This is a genomic window from Bradyrhizobium sp. 45 (assembly GCF_023073155.1).
In the GTDB taxonomy this organism is placed as follows: Bacteria; Pseudomonadota; Alphaproteobacteria; order Rhizobiales; family Xanthobacteraceae; genus Bradyrhizobium; species Bradyrhizobium canariense_D.
Genome location: NZ_JADPIX010000154.1, coordinates 150,166 through 164,309, shown reverse-complemented (window position 1 = coordinate 164,309; position 14,144 = coordinate 150,166). Strand labels below are relative to the sequence as shown.

At 63.1% G+C, this 14,144-nt stretch carries 12 protein-coding genes and 1 tRNA gene; 4 read left to right on the top strand and 9 right to left on the bottom strand.

The features are described 5' to 3' along the window. Window positions 1–5: 5 nt before the first annotated feature. Together IVB42_RS37860 and IVB42_RS37855 are read right to left on the bottom strand one after the other, a co-directional pair. A complete protein-coding gene (locus tag IVB42_RS37860; RefSeq protein WP_247398217.1) occupies window positions 6–1,259 on the bottom strand; it encodes an ABC transporter substrate-binding protein in 1,254 nt (417 codons plus the stop codon). 180 nt (window positions 1,260–1,439) lie between these two features. Next, window positions 1,440–1,802: a DUF1428 family protein gene (locus IVB42_RS37855; RefSeq protein WP_085385621.1), complete on the bottom strand. Its 363-nt coding sequence runs from the start codon at window positions 1,800–1,802 to the stop codon at window positions 1,440–1,442. A gap of 299 nt (window positions 1,803–2,101) precedes the next feature. Here IVB42_RS37855 and IVB42_RS37850 point away from each other — a divergent pair. After that, a tRNA-Gln gene (locus tag IVB42_RS37850) sits at window positions 2,102–2,175 on the top strand. A gap of 61 nt (window positions 2,176–2,236) precedes the next feature. Here IVB42_RS37850 and rnz read toward each other — a convergent pair. Further along, on the bottom strand, window positions 2,237–3,136 hold the full coding sequence (gene rnz, locus IVB42_RS37845) for a ribonuclease Z (RefSeq protein WP_247398219.1): 900 nt from the start codon (window positions 3,134–3,136) through the stop codon (window positions 2,237–2,239). Window positions 3,137–3,401: 265 nt separating this feature from the next. Here rnz and IVB42_RS37840 point away from each other — a divergent pair, with 265 nt between their 5' ends. Beyond that, window positions 3,402–4,904 (top strand): amidase, encoded by a 1,503-nt coding sequence (locus tag IVB42_RS37840; RefSeq protein WP_247398221.1) that lies wholly within the window; start codon window positions 3,402–3,404, stop codon window positions 4,902–4,904. 24 nt (window positions 4,905–4,928) lie between these two features. On the opposite strand, the gene IVB42_RS37835 is transcribed toward IVB42_RS37840, so the two are convergent. After that, on the bottom strand, window positions 4,929–5,534 hold the full coding sequence (locus tag IVB42_RS37835) for a TetR/AcrR family transcriptional regulator (RefSeq protein ID WP_018459270.1): 606 nt from the start codon (window positions 5,532–5,534) through the stop codon (window positions 4,929–4,931). 199 nt (window positions 5,535–5,733) lie between these two features. On the opposite strand from IVB42_RS37835, the gene IVB42_RS37830 reads away from it, so the two are divergent. Both IVB42_RS37830 and IVB42_RS37825 read left to right on the top strand, forming a co-directional pair. Then, window positions 5,734–6,975 carry an efflux RND transporter periplasmic adaptor subunit gene (locus IVB42_RS37830; RefSeq protein ID WP_247398223.1) on the top strand — a complete coding sequence of 414 codons (1,242 nt, stop codon included), beginning with the start codon at window positions 5,734–5,736 and terminating at the stop codon, window positions 6,973–6,975. A gap of 150 nt (window positions 6,976–7,125) precedes the next feature. Continuing rightward, a complete protein-coding gene (locus tag IVB42_RS37825) occupies window positions 7,126–10,314 on the top strand; it encodes a multidrug efflux RND transporter permease subunit (RefSeq protein WP_085352783.1) in 3,189 nt (1,062 codons plus the stop codon). Here IVB42_RS37825 and IVB42_RS37820 read toward each other — a convergent pair. The 5 genes from IVB42_RS37820 to IVB42_RS37800 all read right to left on the bottom strand — a co-directional run bounded on the left by IVB42_RS37820 (window position 10,311) and on the right by IVB42_RS37800 (window position 14,090). Continuing rightward, a complete protein-coding gene (locus IVB42_RS37820) occupies window positions 10,311–11,039 on the bottom strand; it encodes a sulfite exporter TauE/SafE family protein (RefSeq protein WP_247398225.1) in 729 nt (242 codons plus the stop codon). The genes IVB42_RS37825 and IVB42_RS37820 overlap by 4 nt on opposite strands. 13 nt (window positions 11,040–11,052) lie before the next feature. Beyond that, the gene (locus IVB42_RS37815) at window positions 11,053–11,229 is read right to left on the bottom strand and encodes a hypothetical protein (RefSeq protein WP_247398227.1); all 177 of its coding nucleotides are present in this window, start codon (window positions 11,227–11,229) and stop codon (window positions 11,053–11,055) included. Next, entirely contained in the window at window positions 11,222–11,479 is a 258-nt protein-coding gene (locus IVB42_RS37810) for a hypothetical protein (protein ID WP_085352780.1), read from the bottom strand. The genes IVB42_RS37815 and IVB42_RS37810 overlap by 8 nt, the downstream gene beginning before the upstream one ends. A 230-nt stretch (window positions 11,480–11,709) precedes the next feature. Continuing rightward, complete coding sequence (locus IVB42_RS37805; RefSeq protein WP_247398229.1) at window positions 11,710–12,828, bottom strand: helix-turn-helix transcriptional regulator; 1,119 nt, start codon at window positions 12,826–12,828, stop codon at window positions 11,710–11,712. Window positions 12,829–12,941: 113 nt separating this feature from the next. Beyond that, the gene (locus IVB42_RS37800; protein ID WP_247398246.1) at window positions 12,942–14,090 is read right to left on the bottom strand and encodes a helix-turn-helix transcriptional regulator; all 1,149 of its coding nucleotides are present in this window, start codon (window positions 14,088–14,090) and stop codon (window positions 12,942–12,944) included. Between the last annotated feature and the right edge of the window lie 54 nt (window positions 14,091–14,144).

Here is a 14,144-nt window from a genome sequence, read left to right as displayed (position 1 = left end):
CAATCTCACCAGCCCTTGTAGGGCAGCACCGGCGCCTTCGCGGCGTTGGCCTTCGGCCATACCGCGGTGTAGTTCTCGCCATCCTGGAGCTGGATGATGAGCGCGGAGGCGAGGATATTCTGGCCCCTGTCGTCAAACTTCACGCCGTTGTAACCCATCATCAATTGCTCGGGCTTCAGATCGGTCGTCTTCAACGCGGCCTGGATCTTTGCCGGGTCGGTCGAGCCGGCGCGGTCGATCGCGTCGGCCAGCACGAAGAAGCCCTGCATCTGACGGCCGACGGTGTCGTCCATCTCCTCGCCGCTCTTCTTCTTGTACATGTCGGCGATGATGGCCGATGGTGAGCCGGCCGGCCCCACCGACCATGACGAACGGTTGAAGACGCCTTGCGATATCTTGCCGACCGCCTTGATGAAGGAGGGATCGGAATAGCCTGCGTCGTCGGCCAAAAGCACGGCCGGCTTGTAGTCGAGCGACTGCATGGTCTTGGCGAACAGGATCGCATCCGACGTGTAGCTGATCATGATGATCACGTCGGGCTTCTTGTCCTTGAGCTGGAGCACCTGTCCCTGCACGTCGGTCGCGTTGACGGGATAAGCGACGTCAACTGCGATGGCCTGCCCCTTCTCCTTGAAGGCGGCGCTGATCGTGTTGGCGACCGAGGTGCCGTATTCGGTGTTGTCGTGAACCAGCGCGATTGCATCGGTCTTGGCGCCTTGCGCCTTGATGTCGGCGAGGAAATCGACATAGGCCTTGGCGAAGTCGGTGGCGATCGGCGTGGTGCGGAAGAACCATTTGAAGCCCCGCTCGGTGAGATTGGCCGCGACCGACTCGGAGTTCAGAAAGGGAATGCCGTATTTCTCCGCGATCGCGCTCGAGGTCAGCGTGACGCCGGACTGATACGAGCCGAACACGGCGGCTACCTTGTCTTCCGTGATCAGGCGCAGCGCCTGGTTCTGGCCTGTCGCCGGGTTGCCCTGGTTGTCGGCGAACACGATCTCGATCTTGGCGCCGCCGAGGCCCGCAAGGCCTGCGTTCTTGGCCAGCGGCAGAGTGCCGAGCTCGGGATGAGCGTTGTTGATGATGTCCATTGCGACCTCGAGCGCCGCCTTGGCGTGCGCCCCGATCGAGGCGGTGCCGCCGGACATCGGCAGGATCGCGCCGATCTTGACGACCTTGTCCTGGGCCTGCGCGGCTGAAGCGAGCGCAAGGGACATCGCGGCCGCGCAAAGCAGCCCGGTGACGTGCTTCAATCTCATGAAATCAAACCTCCCAAGGGTTTCCCCAACCAGTTTTTTTGGAAGCTCGGCTAAGCGCCCGCTTCCGGTTGTTTATGCCTGGCGATGAGAGGATGGCATGCTGGCCCCGTACCGGCAAGTAAAACGGCTTGCCACGACGCTGCATGGACAAGCACCGACGTGTGGGCCGGGTCAGCGCCCTTACCCCATCACGTCGCTCGCCCGCAGCAGCGTCGTGAAGCCGCCGTAGATCATGCGCTTGCCGTCGAACGGCATACCATCCAACTTCAGCCGCGGGTCCGCCATCACCTTCTTGTTGACGGTGTCGCGAGTCTCCCGGTCGCGATAGACGATCCAGGCGAACACCACGATCTCGTCCTCCTTCGCCATCACCGCGCGCGGAAACGAAGTCAGCTCGCCGTAGGGCACGTCGTCGCCGATGCATTCGACATAATCGAGCGCACCGTGCTCCATCCAGATCGCGCAGGCCGTTTTCGCCAGCGCCTTGTAAGCCTCGATGTTGTCCTTCGGCACGGCCAGCACGAAACCATCGACATAGGGCATCACGGATCTCCTTGGGTTGTGTGTCCGAAGGACGATGCGGTGCGTGACGATCCGATCAGGAAACGTGATTTTCGGATGAGGCAAACGGTCGCGCGCCGCCGCGGCGCTCCGCCGGAGCCGACGATGCCGCGGCCCGCACGTCCCATGTGGACCGCAAAGCATCCCTGCGTCGCAGCGCTTGCCAGCCCACAGCCGAGCGGGTAGAAACCCTCCACGCTTGAGCCGTGATTTGCGCGATAAGTGCCATCGGCCACAGCCGGACAAATCAACAAGTCATTGAATTTGTTCGGCTATTCCGTTGGGGAATGGTGTAACGGTAGCACAACAGACTCTGACTCTGTTTGTCTAGGTTCGAATCCTAGTTCCCCAGCCACCGCAGGTTAAGCAGCTCACAATCAGACCGTCAGAGGTTGCGCTCTCTTTGAGCGGTGCCGCTAAATCACGACGCGATCGAAGTCGGCGGCGATCCGCGTGTTTGGAAAAATCGTTGTCGCTTCGGCCAGAATCTCTTCGTCGCGATAACGCCCCGACATGTGATTCAGCACGAGTTGCCTGACGTTGTTCGCGGCGGCAAATGAAGCCGCCTCGCGCGCGGTGAGATGACCATAGTCCCGTGCGGTCGCGGCGTCGCGATCGAGGAAGGTCGCCTCGATCACCAGCAGATCGGCGTCGGCGACATGCCTGGACAGCCCGTCAGTGGTTTCGGTGTCGCCGATGACCACAAGCTTCCTGCCGCCGCTCGGCGGCCCCATGACGTCTTCGGGATAGATCGTGCGGTCGGCGATCACGACTGGTCGTGCGGCCAGTTCTCCGCGCAGCGGCCCATCGGGAACACCGAGCTCGGCGAGGCGCTCCCGCTCAAGATGGCGGCGTGCCGGACTCTGGAAGCAAAAACCAAAGCTGTCGGTGTCGCGGTGACGGACCGGAAAGCAATCGATGGTGAAGTCGCCGGCGTCGATAACCTGTCCTTCGGTCAGCGGTGCGAACTCCACCGGGATCGGCGCCCTGCCCGCGCCCCACAGGCCGGCAAGCATGCGGATGACGATGTCGAGCGTGCCCTGGCCTCCATAGACGGTCATCGCGTCCGATTGCTGACGCAACCCCAGCGTCGAGAAGAGACCGGGGATACCGAGCACGTGATCGAGATGGGCATGCGTCAGCAGAATGCGGTCAAGCCGTCGAAAGCCCGCGCCGCTGCGCAGCAACTGGCGCTGCGTGCCCTCGCCGCAATCGATGAGGACGCGCTTGCCCGTGGCCTCCACCAGGAGAGCCGGATGGTTGCGCTCCGCCGACGGAACGCTGGCGGAGGTCCCAAGGAATGTCAGGGCGAACATGCTCGTCAGTATCCAGGCTTCGCCGCCCCCAATGCCACGTGAGCAGCAGCCCGTACAGAGCCCATCGATCGCGCATAGACCGCGGCAAGCAGTGCGTATCCCGCGATCTGATGGCCAGGCGACGCCTCCGGCCCCCGACCGGCGGACAGATCTGGTTCCCGTTGCGCGGCCTCCTCATACCATCCGCCAAATTGCATGCTCGATACTCGGATCGATTTGCAGCCGAGCGACATCGACGCGGCGATGCAAGACAATGGAGATCGTGATGCCGCCCGGATTGACCGCCACTGACTGGGACTACGGCTCGATCAGCACATTGCTGAGCGCCCTGCACGCGCGCAAGCTTTCTGCGTCCGAGTTGATCGAGCATACGATCGCGCGCATCGAGGCGCTGGACGGGCAGATCAATGCCGTCATCGTTCGCGATTTCGATCGCGCACGAGACGCCGCGCGCGCCGCCGATACCGCACTTGGCCGCGGCGAGCGGCAGCCATTACTCGGCATCCCCGTGACGTTGAAAGAACCGTTCAACGTCGCCGGCCTGCCGACGACATGGGGCTTTCCGCATTTCAAAGATTTCCAACCCGCGGAGGACGCTCTTGTCGTCTCGCGGTTGAAGGCGGCGGGTGCTGTCATCATCGGCAAGACCAATATCCCGATCGGTCTCAGAGATTTCCAGAGCTACAATGAGATCTACGGTACGACGAACAATCCGTGGGATCTCGGCCGATCGCCCGGCGGCTCTTCAGGCGGATCAGGCGCGGCGCTGGCTGCGGGATTCGGACCGCTCTCGATCGGTTCGGATATTGGCGGCTCGATCCGGGTCCCGGCGCATTTCTGCGGTGTGTTCGGACACAAGCCGAGCCTCGGCCTCGTCCCGCTGCGCGGATACAGCCTTCCGCCGGCACCGCCCGTTGCCGGCCAGGGTGATCTCGCCGTCGTTGGACCAATGACGCGCACTGCCTCGGATCTCGCACTCGCGCTCGACGTGATCGCCGGCCCCGACGAGACGCGCGACGGGATCGGCTATCGTCTTGCGTTGCCGGCCTCACGACACGACCAGCTCAGGGGTTTCAGGATTCTCGTGATCGATACGCATCCGTTGATGCCGACAGGCGATGCCGTGCGTTCCGCCATCGGGCGGTTGTCGGAACGGCTCGAACGATCAGGCGCACGCGTCGCGCGCTCGAGTGCGTCTCTGCCCGATCTCGCCGAATCCGCCCGCCTTTACATGAAGCTGTTGAACGCAGCGCGAAGTCCACGCCTGACACCGGCCGCCCTCGCAGAGGCGCAAGGAGTTGCCGCAGAACTCTCGCCCGACGACCGCAGCCTGCAGGCCGAGCGCGCGCGCGGCTGGGCGATGGTCCATCGCGAATGGCTGGCGACCGACGCGGCGCGCCTGCGGCTGCAACAACGATGGCAGGAGCTGTTCCGCGAGTTCGACGCAGTAATCTACCCGGCCGCCGCCGTACCGGCCTTTCCCCAGGACCAGTCCGAGCCGTTCGACGCGCGGCAACTCGATATCGATGGACAGCTCTATCCCTATGCCGATGCGTGCTTCATCTGGGCAGACCCCGCTTCGACCTGCGGACTGCCTGCAACGGCCGTTCCGATCGAGCGCACGCCATCGGGCCTGCCGATCGGCGTCCAGATCATCGGGCCTTATCTCGAGGACCGCACACCGATTGCGCTCGCCGGACTGATCGAACGCGCGTTCGGCGGCTTCGTCCCACCGCCGTCGCTGTCTGCCACGCAATCGGTGAGATGATAGAGGCGAAGACGACAACGCTCGTCATGTTCTTGCAGTCGACTGCGCCTCGACCGCCTGCACCGCCACGCTCGCGACCTGCTGCAATGCCTCGCGGTCGGAGCCTGAGGACGCCATCACGCCCATGCCGACCGAGACGGCCGAAACGTAGCGCGCGAGTGCCGCGGGATCCGAGGTCGGCTTGAGATCGCCTTCGGCCTTGGCGCGAACAAAACGATCGCGAAGCTGGTCCTCGTTCTGGGCGCGCCGGGCGGCGAGTTCGAAGGGGACGCTTTCTGATCCGGTGCCGCATGCAATGCCGCCCTGCACGAGCAGGCAACCGGGCGGGTTGGCGGGATCGGTCTGCTTGTCGGCGATGCCCATCAGCATCCGTTCGGCGACGTCGCGGGCGGTGGGTGCCGCCACGACCTCGTCCATCCAAACGGTGCGCAGTTTGGTATAGCGGTCGAGCGCGGCCTTCAGCAGCCCTTCCTTGTTGCCGAAACAGGCATAGAGGCTGGGCGGATTGATCCCCATGGCTTCGGTCAACTGAGCGATCGTGGCACCCTCATAGCCATGGCGCCAAAACACTTCCATCGCCTGGTCCAACGCCGTTTCGGCGTCGAATTCGCGGGGGCGTCCCATGCCCATTTGCCTCTTCTCCTCGAAATCGGCGTCGTCCCTGACCCTAACGCCGGATCCTATCTCTTTGTTCTCGCTTTATTTTCTCTTCCACTTGCCAATTCTTGCGGTAAACCGCTACAATTTTCTTAGCGAATGGTACATAAGTATCTTGCGCTGCGGTATCCAGCTCCACATCTGTAGTGAACACTACATATCTGGAGCGCAAATGCCCCCCTCCCAAAATACCTCTCGCCCCGGCCATGTCCGCCGCCTTCTGGGCGGCGTCGCCATCGTGGGCGCTCTCGCCGTAGCCGGCTCGATCGCGACCGGCCATTACTTTCGTGCCGCGCAGGCGACCGCGACCGCCGCGGCCGAGCAAGCCGTCCCTGTCACGGTCGCGCTGATCGAACCAAAGCAGACCGTGCTGTGGGACGATTTCTCCGGTCGGCTCGAGGCCATTCAACGCGTCGAGCTTCGCCCGCGCGTGGCCGGCGCGATCCTGTCGGCCAACTTCATCGAAGGCGCGCTGGTGAAGGCTGGTGACATCCTGTTCAAGATCGACCCGGCGCCCTACGCAGCCGAGGTCGACAAGGCCGCGGCCCAGCTCGAAGCTGCGAAAGCGCGCGTCGTGTTCACGCAGAATGAACTTGAGCGCGGCGCGCAGCTGGTCGGCAACGCCGTGGTGACGCGGCGCGACTACGACCAGCGCGACAACGCCAACCGCGAGGCCATCGCCAACGTGAAGGCAGCCGAGGCGACGCTCCAGACCGCAAAGCTTAATCTCGACTACACCGAGGTACGTGCACCCGTGGACGGCCGCGTCGGCAAGATCGAAATCACCGTCGGCAATCTCGTCGCCGCCGGCACCGCCTCCCCCGTGCTGACCTCGCTGGTCTCGGTCAATCCGATCTACGCGTCGTTCGATGCGGATGAGGAGGTGGTGCTGCGGGCGCTGAACTCGATCGCAGATGTCTCCGGCAAGCGCGGCAATTTGGACCAGATCCCGGTGGAGATGACGACCTCAGGCGGCCTCTCGGCCAAGGGCCACATCCAGCTCATCGACAACCAGGTCAACGGCCAGAGCGGCACCATCCGTGTCCGCGCGGTGTTCAGAAACGAGGACGGGCGTCTCATCCCCGGCCAGTTCGCCCGCGTGCGCATGGGCCAGCCCAAGCAGCAATCGCTGGTCATGATCGACGAGCGCGCGATCGGTACCGACCAGGACAAGAAGTTCGTGATGGCGGTCGGCGACGACAGCCGCGCGGTCTACCGGCCGATCACCCTCGGCGGCTCGGTCGACGGGTTGCGTATCGTGACGACGGGACTGAAGACCGGCGATCGCATTATCGTCAACGGCCTCCAGCGCGTGCGTCCCGGCGCCCTGCTCAAGACGGAGATCGCGTCGATGGGCGCGCGCGGGCCGCAGCAGGCCTCCAACCACAGCAAACAGGACGTGGTGCAACGCTAGCATTCTCCGCTTCCGGAGCGCGCGGGCAGCGCGAGCCGGAATGTCGAATTTGTTGAACTACCAAGACATCACTTCTGGATTTCCGGATTTGCGGGCTTTTCCCGCGCCCGGGAATGGCGGGAGGGTCGTCTCTCGCGCAGGGGCAAAGCCATGAATCTCTCGAAGTTCTTCATCGATCGTCCGATTTTTGCCGGTGTGCTCTCGGTCCTGATCTTCCTCGCCGGCCTGATCTCGCTGTTCGCGATGCCGATCTCGGAATATCCCGATGTCGTGCCGCCCTCCGTCCTCGTGCGCGCGACCTATCCCGGGGCCAATCCCAAGGTGATCGCCGAGACGGTGGCGACTCCCATCGAAGAGCAGATCAACGGCGTCGAAGGCATGCTGTACATGTCAAGCCAGGCGACCACCGATGGCGCGATGACGCTGACGGTGACATTCCGGCTCGGCACCGATCCTGACAAGGCGACGCAGCTGGTGCAGAACCGTGTGCAGCAGGCCGAGCCGCGCCTGCCCGCCGTGGTGCGGCAGCTCGGCATCATCACCAAGAAGTCGTCGCCCGACCTCACTATGGTCGTGCATCTGTTGTCGCCCACCGGCCGTTACGACATGACGTATTTGCGCAATTACGCCGTGCTCAATGTCAAGGACCGTCTTGCACGGATCGACGGCGTCGGCGACGTCCAGCTCTATGGCGCCGGCGACTATTCGATGCGGGTCTGGGTCGATCCGCAGAAGGCTGCCGAACACGGGCTCACCGCAAGCGACATCGTCAAGGCGATCCAGGCGCAGAACGTCGAGGCCGCTGCCGGCGTGGTCGGCTCCTCCCCGAATGTCAAGGGCATCGACCTGCAGCTGTCCGTCAACGCGGAAGGGCGGCTTGCGAACGAAGAGCAATTCGGCGACATCGTGGTCAAGACCGGTACGCGTGGCGAAGTCGTGCGCTTGCGCGACGTCGCCCGCATCGAGCTCGGCGCGTCCGAATACGGCCTGCGCTCGCTACTCGACAACAAGCAGGCAGTGGCGATTCCGATCTTCCAGGCGCCCGGCTCCAACGCGCTGGAGATCTCCGATCATGTCCGTGCCACCATGGCCGAGATCAAGAAGAATATGCCGGAAGGCGTGTCCTACCAGATCGTTTACGATCCCACCCAGTTCGTGCGCTCCTCGATCGAGGCCGTCATTCACACGCTGCTGGAGGCGATCGCGCTGGTGGTGCTGGTGGTGATCCTGTTCCTGCAGACCTGGCGCGCCTCGATCATTCCGCTGCTGGCGGTGCCCGTGTCGATCGTCGGCACATTCGCGGTCATGCACGTGTTCGGCTTCTCGATCAACGCGCTCAGCCTGTTCGGGCTCGTGCTCGCAATCGGCATCGTCGTCGACGACGCCATCGTCGTAGTCGAGAACGTCGAACGCAACATCGAGGGAGGGCTGTCGCCTCGCGACGCCACCTACCAGGCGATGCGCGAAGTGTCGGGGCCGATCATCGCGATTGCGATGGTGCTGATCGCGGTATTCGTGCCGCTCGCCTTCATCTCCGGCCTCACCGGGCAGTTCTACAAGCAGTTCGCGCTGACGATCGCGATCTCGACCGTGATCTCCGCCATCAATTCGCTGACGCTGTCGCCCGCGTTGTCGGCGCTGCTGCTCAAGGGACACAATGAGCCGAAGGACCGGCTGACGATCATCATGGAAAAGGGCCTTGGCTGGTTCTTCCGTGGCTTCAACAAGGTGTTCACACGCTCGTCGGAGAATTACAGCGGCACCGTCACCAAGGTGATATCAGGCAAGGCCGCAGTGATGGGACTGTATGTGGTGTTGATCGGCGTGACCGCGCTTCTGTTCCAGCAGGTGCCGAGCGGCTTCGTGCCGGGCCAGGACAAACAGTATCTGGTCGGCTTCTCGCGGCTGCCCGACGGCGCAGCGCTCGATCGCACTGAAGAGGTGATCCGCAAGATGAGCGACATCGCGCTGACCCAGCCAGGTGTCGAGAGTTCGGTCGCCTTTCCGGGCCTGTCGATCGCCGGCTTCACCAACTCCTCCAATGCCGGCATCGTGTTCTCCACGCTCAAGCCGTTCGACGAGCGCAAGGATCCTTCTCTCAGCGGCCCCGCGCTGGCGGCCGAGCTGAACAAGAAATATGCCGGCATCCAGGAAGCCTTCATCGCCATGTTCCCGCCGCCGCCGGTCAACGGCCTTGGCACCATCGGCGGCTTCAAGCTGCAGATCGAGGACCGTGCCGGTCTCGGCTATGAGGCGCTGAACGAGGCGACCAAGGCGTTCATGGCGGCGATGCAGAAGGCGCCGGAGATCGCCGGCGTGTTCTCGAGCTTCCAGGTCAACGTGCCCCAGCTGTTCGCCGACATCGACCGCACCAAGGCGCTCCAATTGGGCGTGCCCGTGACGGAGGTGTTCAACACGCTGCAGATTTACCTGGGCTCCTACTACGTCAACGACTTCAACAAGTTTGGCCGCACCTATTCGGTCCGGGTGCAGGCCGACGCGCCGTTCCGCGCCCGCGCCGACGACATCCGGCAGTTGAAGGTGCGCTCGTCCTCGGGCGACATGGTGCCGCTCTCGGCGCTCTTGAGCGTTCGCCAGAGCGCGGGACCCGAGCGGGCGATCCGCTACAACGGCTTCCTGTCCTCCGACATCAACGCGGCGGCTGCTCCCGGCTTCTCCTCCGGACAGGCGCAGGAGGTCGCGACGCGGATCGCGGCGGAGACGCTGCCGCCCGGCTTTGCCTTCGAATGGACCGACCTGACCTATCAGGAGTTCATCGCCGGCAATTCCGGACTGTGGGTGTTTCCGCTGGCGATCCTCCTGGTGTTCCTGGTGCTGGCCGCGCTCTATGAGAGCCTGACCTTGCCACTCTCGATCATCATGATCGTGCCGATGGGTCTGCTGGCTGCTATGTTCGGTGTCTGGATCTCCAAGGGCGATAACAACGTCTTCACCCAGATCGGCTTGATCGTGCTGGTGGGACTCTCGGCCAAGAACGCGATCCTGATCGTCGAATTCGCGCGCGAGCTCGAATTCGCAGGCCGCACCCCGATCCGGGCCGCAATCGAGGCGAGCCGGCTGCGGTTGCGCCCGATCCTGATGACGTCGATGGCGTTCATCATGGGCGTGCTGCCGCTGGTGCTCTCGACCGGGGCCGGCTCGGAGATGCGGCGCGCCATGGGCGTCGCCGTGTTCTCCGGCATGATCGGCGTCACCGTATTCGGCCTGTTCCTGACGCCGGTGTTCTATGTGCTGCTGCGGACCGTCACTGGCATGAAGCCGCTGACGCATCACGGCAGCGACACCAGCGCGGCGCCGGTGCAACCCGTCGGGCACTAGATCAGGGAAATCCCCGACAGCAACAACAAAACGAGCACGGTCTTGCGAAAGACCGTCTCGTTGACCCTGTGGAACGCGATCACGCCCAGCGCGGAGCCTGCGAACAGCGCCGGCAGGCTAACCGCGAGATCGACGCAGACCTTTGACGACAGATCCTGATGTCCGAACAGCAGCGCGATCGCGAACAGCTGCATCGCGGCGATGAACGGCTGCACCAGGCCGCGCTGCTCGCTCTTGGGCATGCCGCGCATGTCGCACCAGATCGTCGGGATCGCGCCCGGCATCGCGGTCAGTCCGCCGACCAGTCCTCCACCGAACCCGATCAACGCGACCCAGTGCCGCCCGACCGCCTCGCCGGCCGTCACCAGCGTCGGCCGCAGCAGCATGTAGGCCGCATAGAGCGCAACGATAATGCCGAAGCCGCGCCGGAGCAGATGCGTATCGGTGCTCTGGAGCAGCGACACCGCGATGGGAACGCCGATCAAGCCGCCGACGATCAGCAGCAGACTGCCTTCCCAGCGGATATTGCGCCGAAGCGACCACAGATTGGTGGCCTGCACGCCGATGCTGCACGCCATCATCAGCGGTACGGCTTCGAGCGGCTGAAACACCCGGAGCAGGATGGCGCCCGCTACCGCGGAAAAGGCAAATCCCGAGAGTCCGGAGACAAAGGCGCCGGCGAACACGGCAACGCTGAGCAGCATCAGAGTCGTGACATCAGGCACAATCCGCCTCCGGTCAGTCGTAGGGAATTTGCGAGACGGGAATATCGGCGCTCTCGGTGCAAACGGCCGGCACGAGTGGAACCGACGGCTGCGCGTAAGCATGAGATCGCTCCAGCATCGCGAGGCCGACCAGTTGGAGAGCGACGAGCGCTGCCGTCAGCGCGATTGCGACGATGCTGACGTTACGCACGTTCGAATTTGGGGTGGTCGCTCGTGCGCTCGCGCGGATCAACTCCGTTGGCATTTTCAAAGATATCCTCTTCACGGGAAACGGGAATAATTTCATTCAAACACGGCGCTTCGTGCGGCTGGTCCAGCAGGTGGCGATAGCGCCGCAACACGCGCTCCGCGTCGATTTCCCGCTGCGCGCGGAGTACCGCGCCCATGCGGGCGACGATATCGCGGAATCTTCCTGTCAGAACTGGTGACGCCGTCCGCATGACAATCTCCTCTCAACCTGCACGAGAGATTGACGGAATTCGTTTCCGCTCGCAGTGAGTTGCTTCACAAAAATGTCTGGTAGGTCGAACAACAGATCGTGTGACGTCTAGTAGAAGACAACGCGGAAAATCGCGTCATTCGATCGAACGACGTGCGATAACTTTCTAATGATGCTTGTGATTGAACCTATTGCGAGCTACGGCGACTCGCCTGCGTTTTTGAACGCGTCTCAGTGCACGAGCGGATTGGAAAATCCAGCTGCGAGCTTGACGAGATCGGCCTGACGAGAAACGCCGGTCTTGGCGAACACGCGATGCAGATGCGTCTTCACCGTCGTCTCGGCGATACCGAGCGCAACCGCCGTCTCCGGCACGCCGCCGACATCGACGATTGACTGCAAGACCCTCAGTTCGGCAGGCGTGAGCTCGAAGGTGCGGTCAATGAGCCCGGCACACGAGCGGCCGTCGAGTTCCGCTTTCCAGATGAACAGGGCTCCCACTGCCGAACTGCGCTCGGCCACCCCGTCGCGCAGCAATGATGGCAGCGCGATGATTTGCGCGACGTAGTAGGAACCGTCATGCGACATCAACGGAATTTTCCGTCCCGAAGATGCCGCCAACGCGACCTCGCTGGTGTCACGGAAAATATCGCGCAAGGCTGAATTAGCAGCGGAAGATCTTGCCACCAACCTGCCCGAGACAGACCGCAGGACATCGTCGACGTCTAGGATCGTCGCCGCGGCCGGATTGCTGTGGATGATATGACAGGTCGAATCGAGCAGGATGACACCGGCATTCAGTCGGTCCACGACGTCGGCAAGCGCGACCGCGCGCTGCTGCTTCCGCTCGATCGCCCGGTTGATCAACAGCGCCCGGCTCGCATGCGGAGCCAGGAACTGCATTCGCGCCCGCTGTTCCGCGCCGAGCATCTCCCTGCCCGGGATCACGGTCATTAGCATCGGACACGGCGACTTCGACTGCTCCAGCACCACGTTGGCGACGTCGACGCAGCCCTGGGGGCGCAGCCATTCCTGGTAGAAGCGGCCGCGGCGGTATTCGTCGAAATCCACGAGATCAGGGATATTGCGCACCTCGCCATAGCGCGGAAGCCGAGCAAGCGGGTCGTATTGGGAGTAGGTCTCCGCATAGAGCTGAATGTAGTACGGATCGACCCCGCAATAATAATGCGTCGCGCCTGATTTGCTGACCGGGTCCTTCGAAATCAGACCACAGGCTTGGCTGCCAATGAAGGCATTGAGTTTGACAACGACCTCGCTCCACAACTCCGGGTGGAGACCCGCGTCATAGATAGTCTCGATCAACTCGGACGGTTTTGGAGGTCGGGGCATCGGAAGAGCCAATGGTGACACATGGAGATGGCGAAGTGTTCTTCATGCCTGGCGGCTTCCGTGAGTCTTTCGCGGGAGCGAAAGGTTCAATCGTGAAGGCAAAATTCAACAGTCTAGTTCACAAGCGGATTGGAGAACCCTGCCGCGAGCTTAACGAGATCGGCCTGACGCGAAACGCCCGTCTTGGCGAACACGCGATGCAGATGCGTCTTCGCCGTCGTTTCTGCGATACCGAGCGCGACCGCCGTCTCCGGGATGCCGCCAACCTCGACGATCGACAGGAACACGCGCAACTCGGCCGGTGTAAGGTCGAAGGTCCGCGCGATCAATTCGCCGTAGGACTGTCCGCCGAGCGATACCTTACGCAGCAGCAGCGCACCGACGGCATCGACCACCCGCTCGCTGCCGTCCCGCAGGACGGACGACAGCGGCAGGATGTGCGCGACGTAGCGCTCGCCCGAAGGCGAAAGCAGCGAAAACGCGTGCCCCTTCGCGGCAAGCAGCGCAATTTCATGGCGGGTCGCGAACGCTTCCCGCAGCGTCTGATTGGCCTCCGCACTGCTGGTCACCAATTGCCCGGCAACGGACCGAACCAGATCGTCGGCCGAAAGCAAGGCGTGCCCTGCGGAATTCGCGTGCACCACCCGGCAGAAGCCATCGAGCAGGAAGATGCCACAGGCCAAATTGTCCAGGACCTCCGCCAACGCCGTCGCCAGCGTCAGTTGCGAGGTCATGGCGCGGTTGATCAGCAACGCTCGGCTGGCGTGCGGCAAGATCAGCGAGAGGCGCTGCTTCATCACCGGATCCACCATCCGGCGGCCCGACAGCACCGTCATCATCACGGGGCAGCTCGCATTCGAATTCTCGAGCACGACGTTAGCCGCATCGCTGCAACCCTGCGGCCGCATCCATTCCTGGTAAAAGCGTCCTCGCCGATATTCATCGAAATTGACGAGATCCGGGATGCTGACGATCTGGCCATGCGGCGGCAGGACCGTCAGCGGATCGAACTTCGAATGCGTCTCGGAATAGAGCCGGATGTAGTGCGGGTCCGCCCCGCAATAATAGTGCGTGACGCCGAATTTGCTGATCGAGTCCTTGGAAAACAGCCCGCAGGCCTGGCCGCCGACGAAGTCGCGGATGCCGGTGACGACGTTATTCCACAGCGAGGGATCGAGCCCGGCATCGTAGATGGCCTCGACCAGGTCGGGCAGTTCCGTGGTCCGTGCATGGCTATAAATGGCCTGGGTGATCAATATCACCAAGCATACCACAACCACAGCATGCGGCATCCTCCGATCGGATGAGGCGTCGGC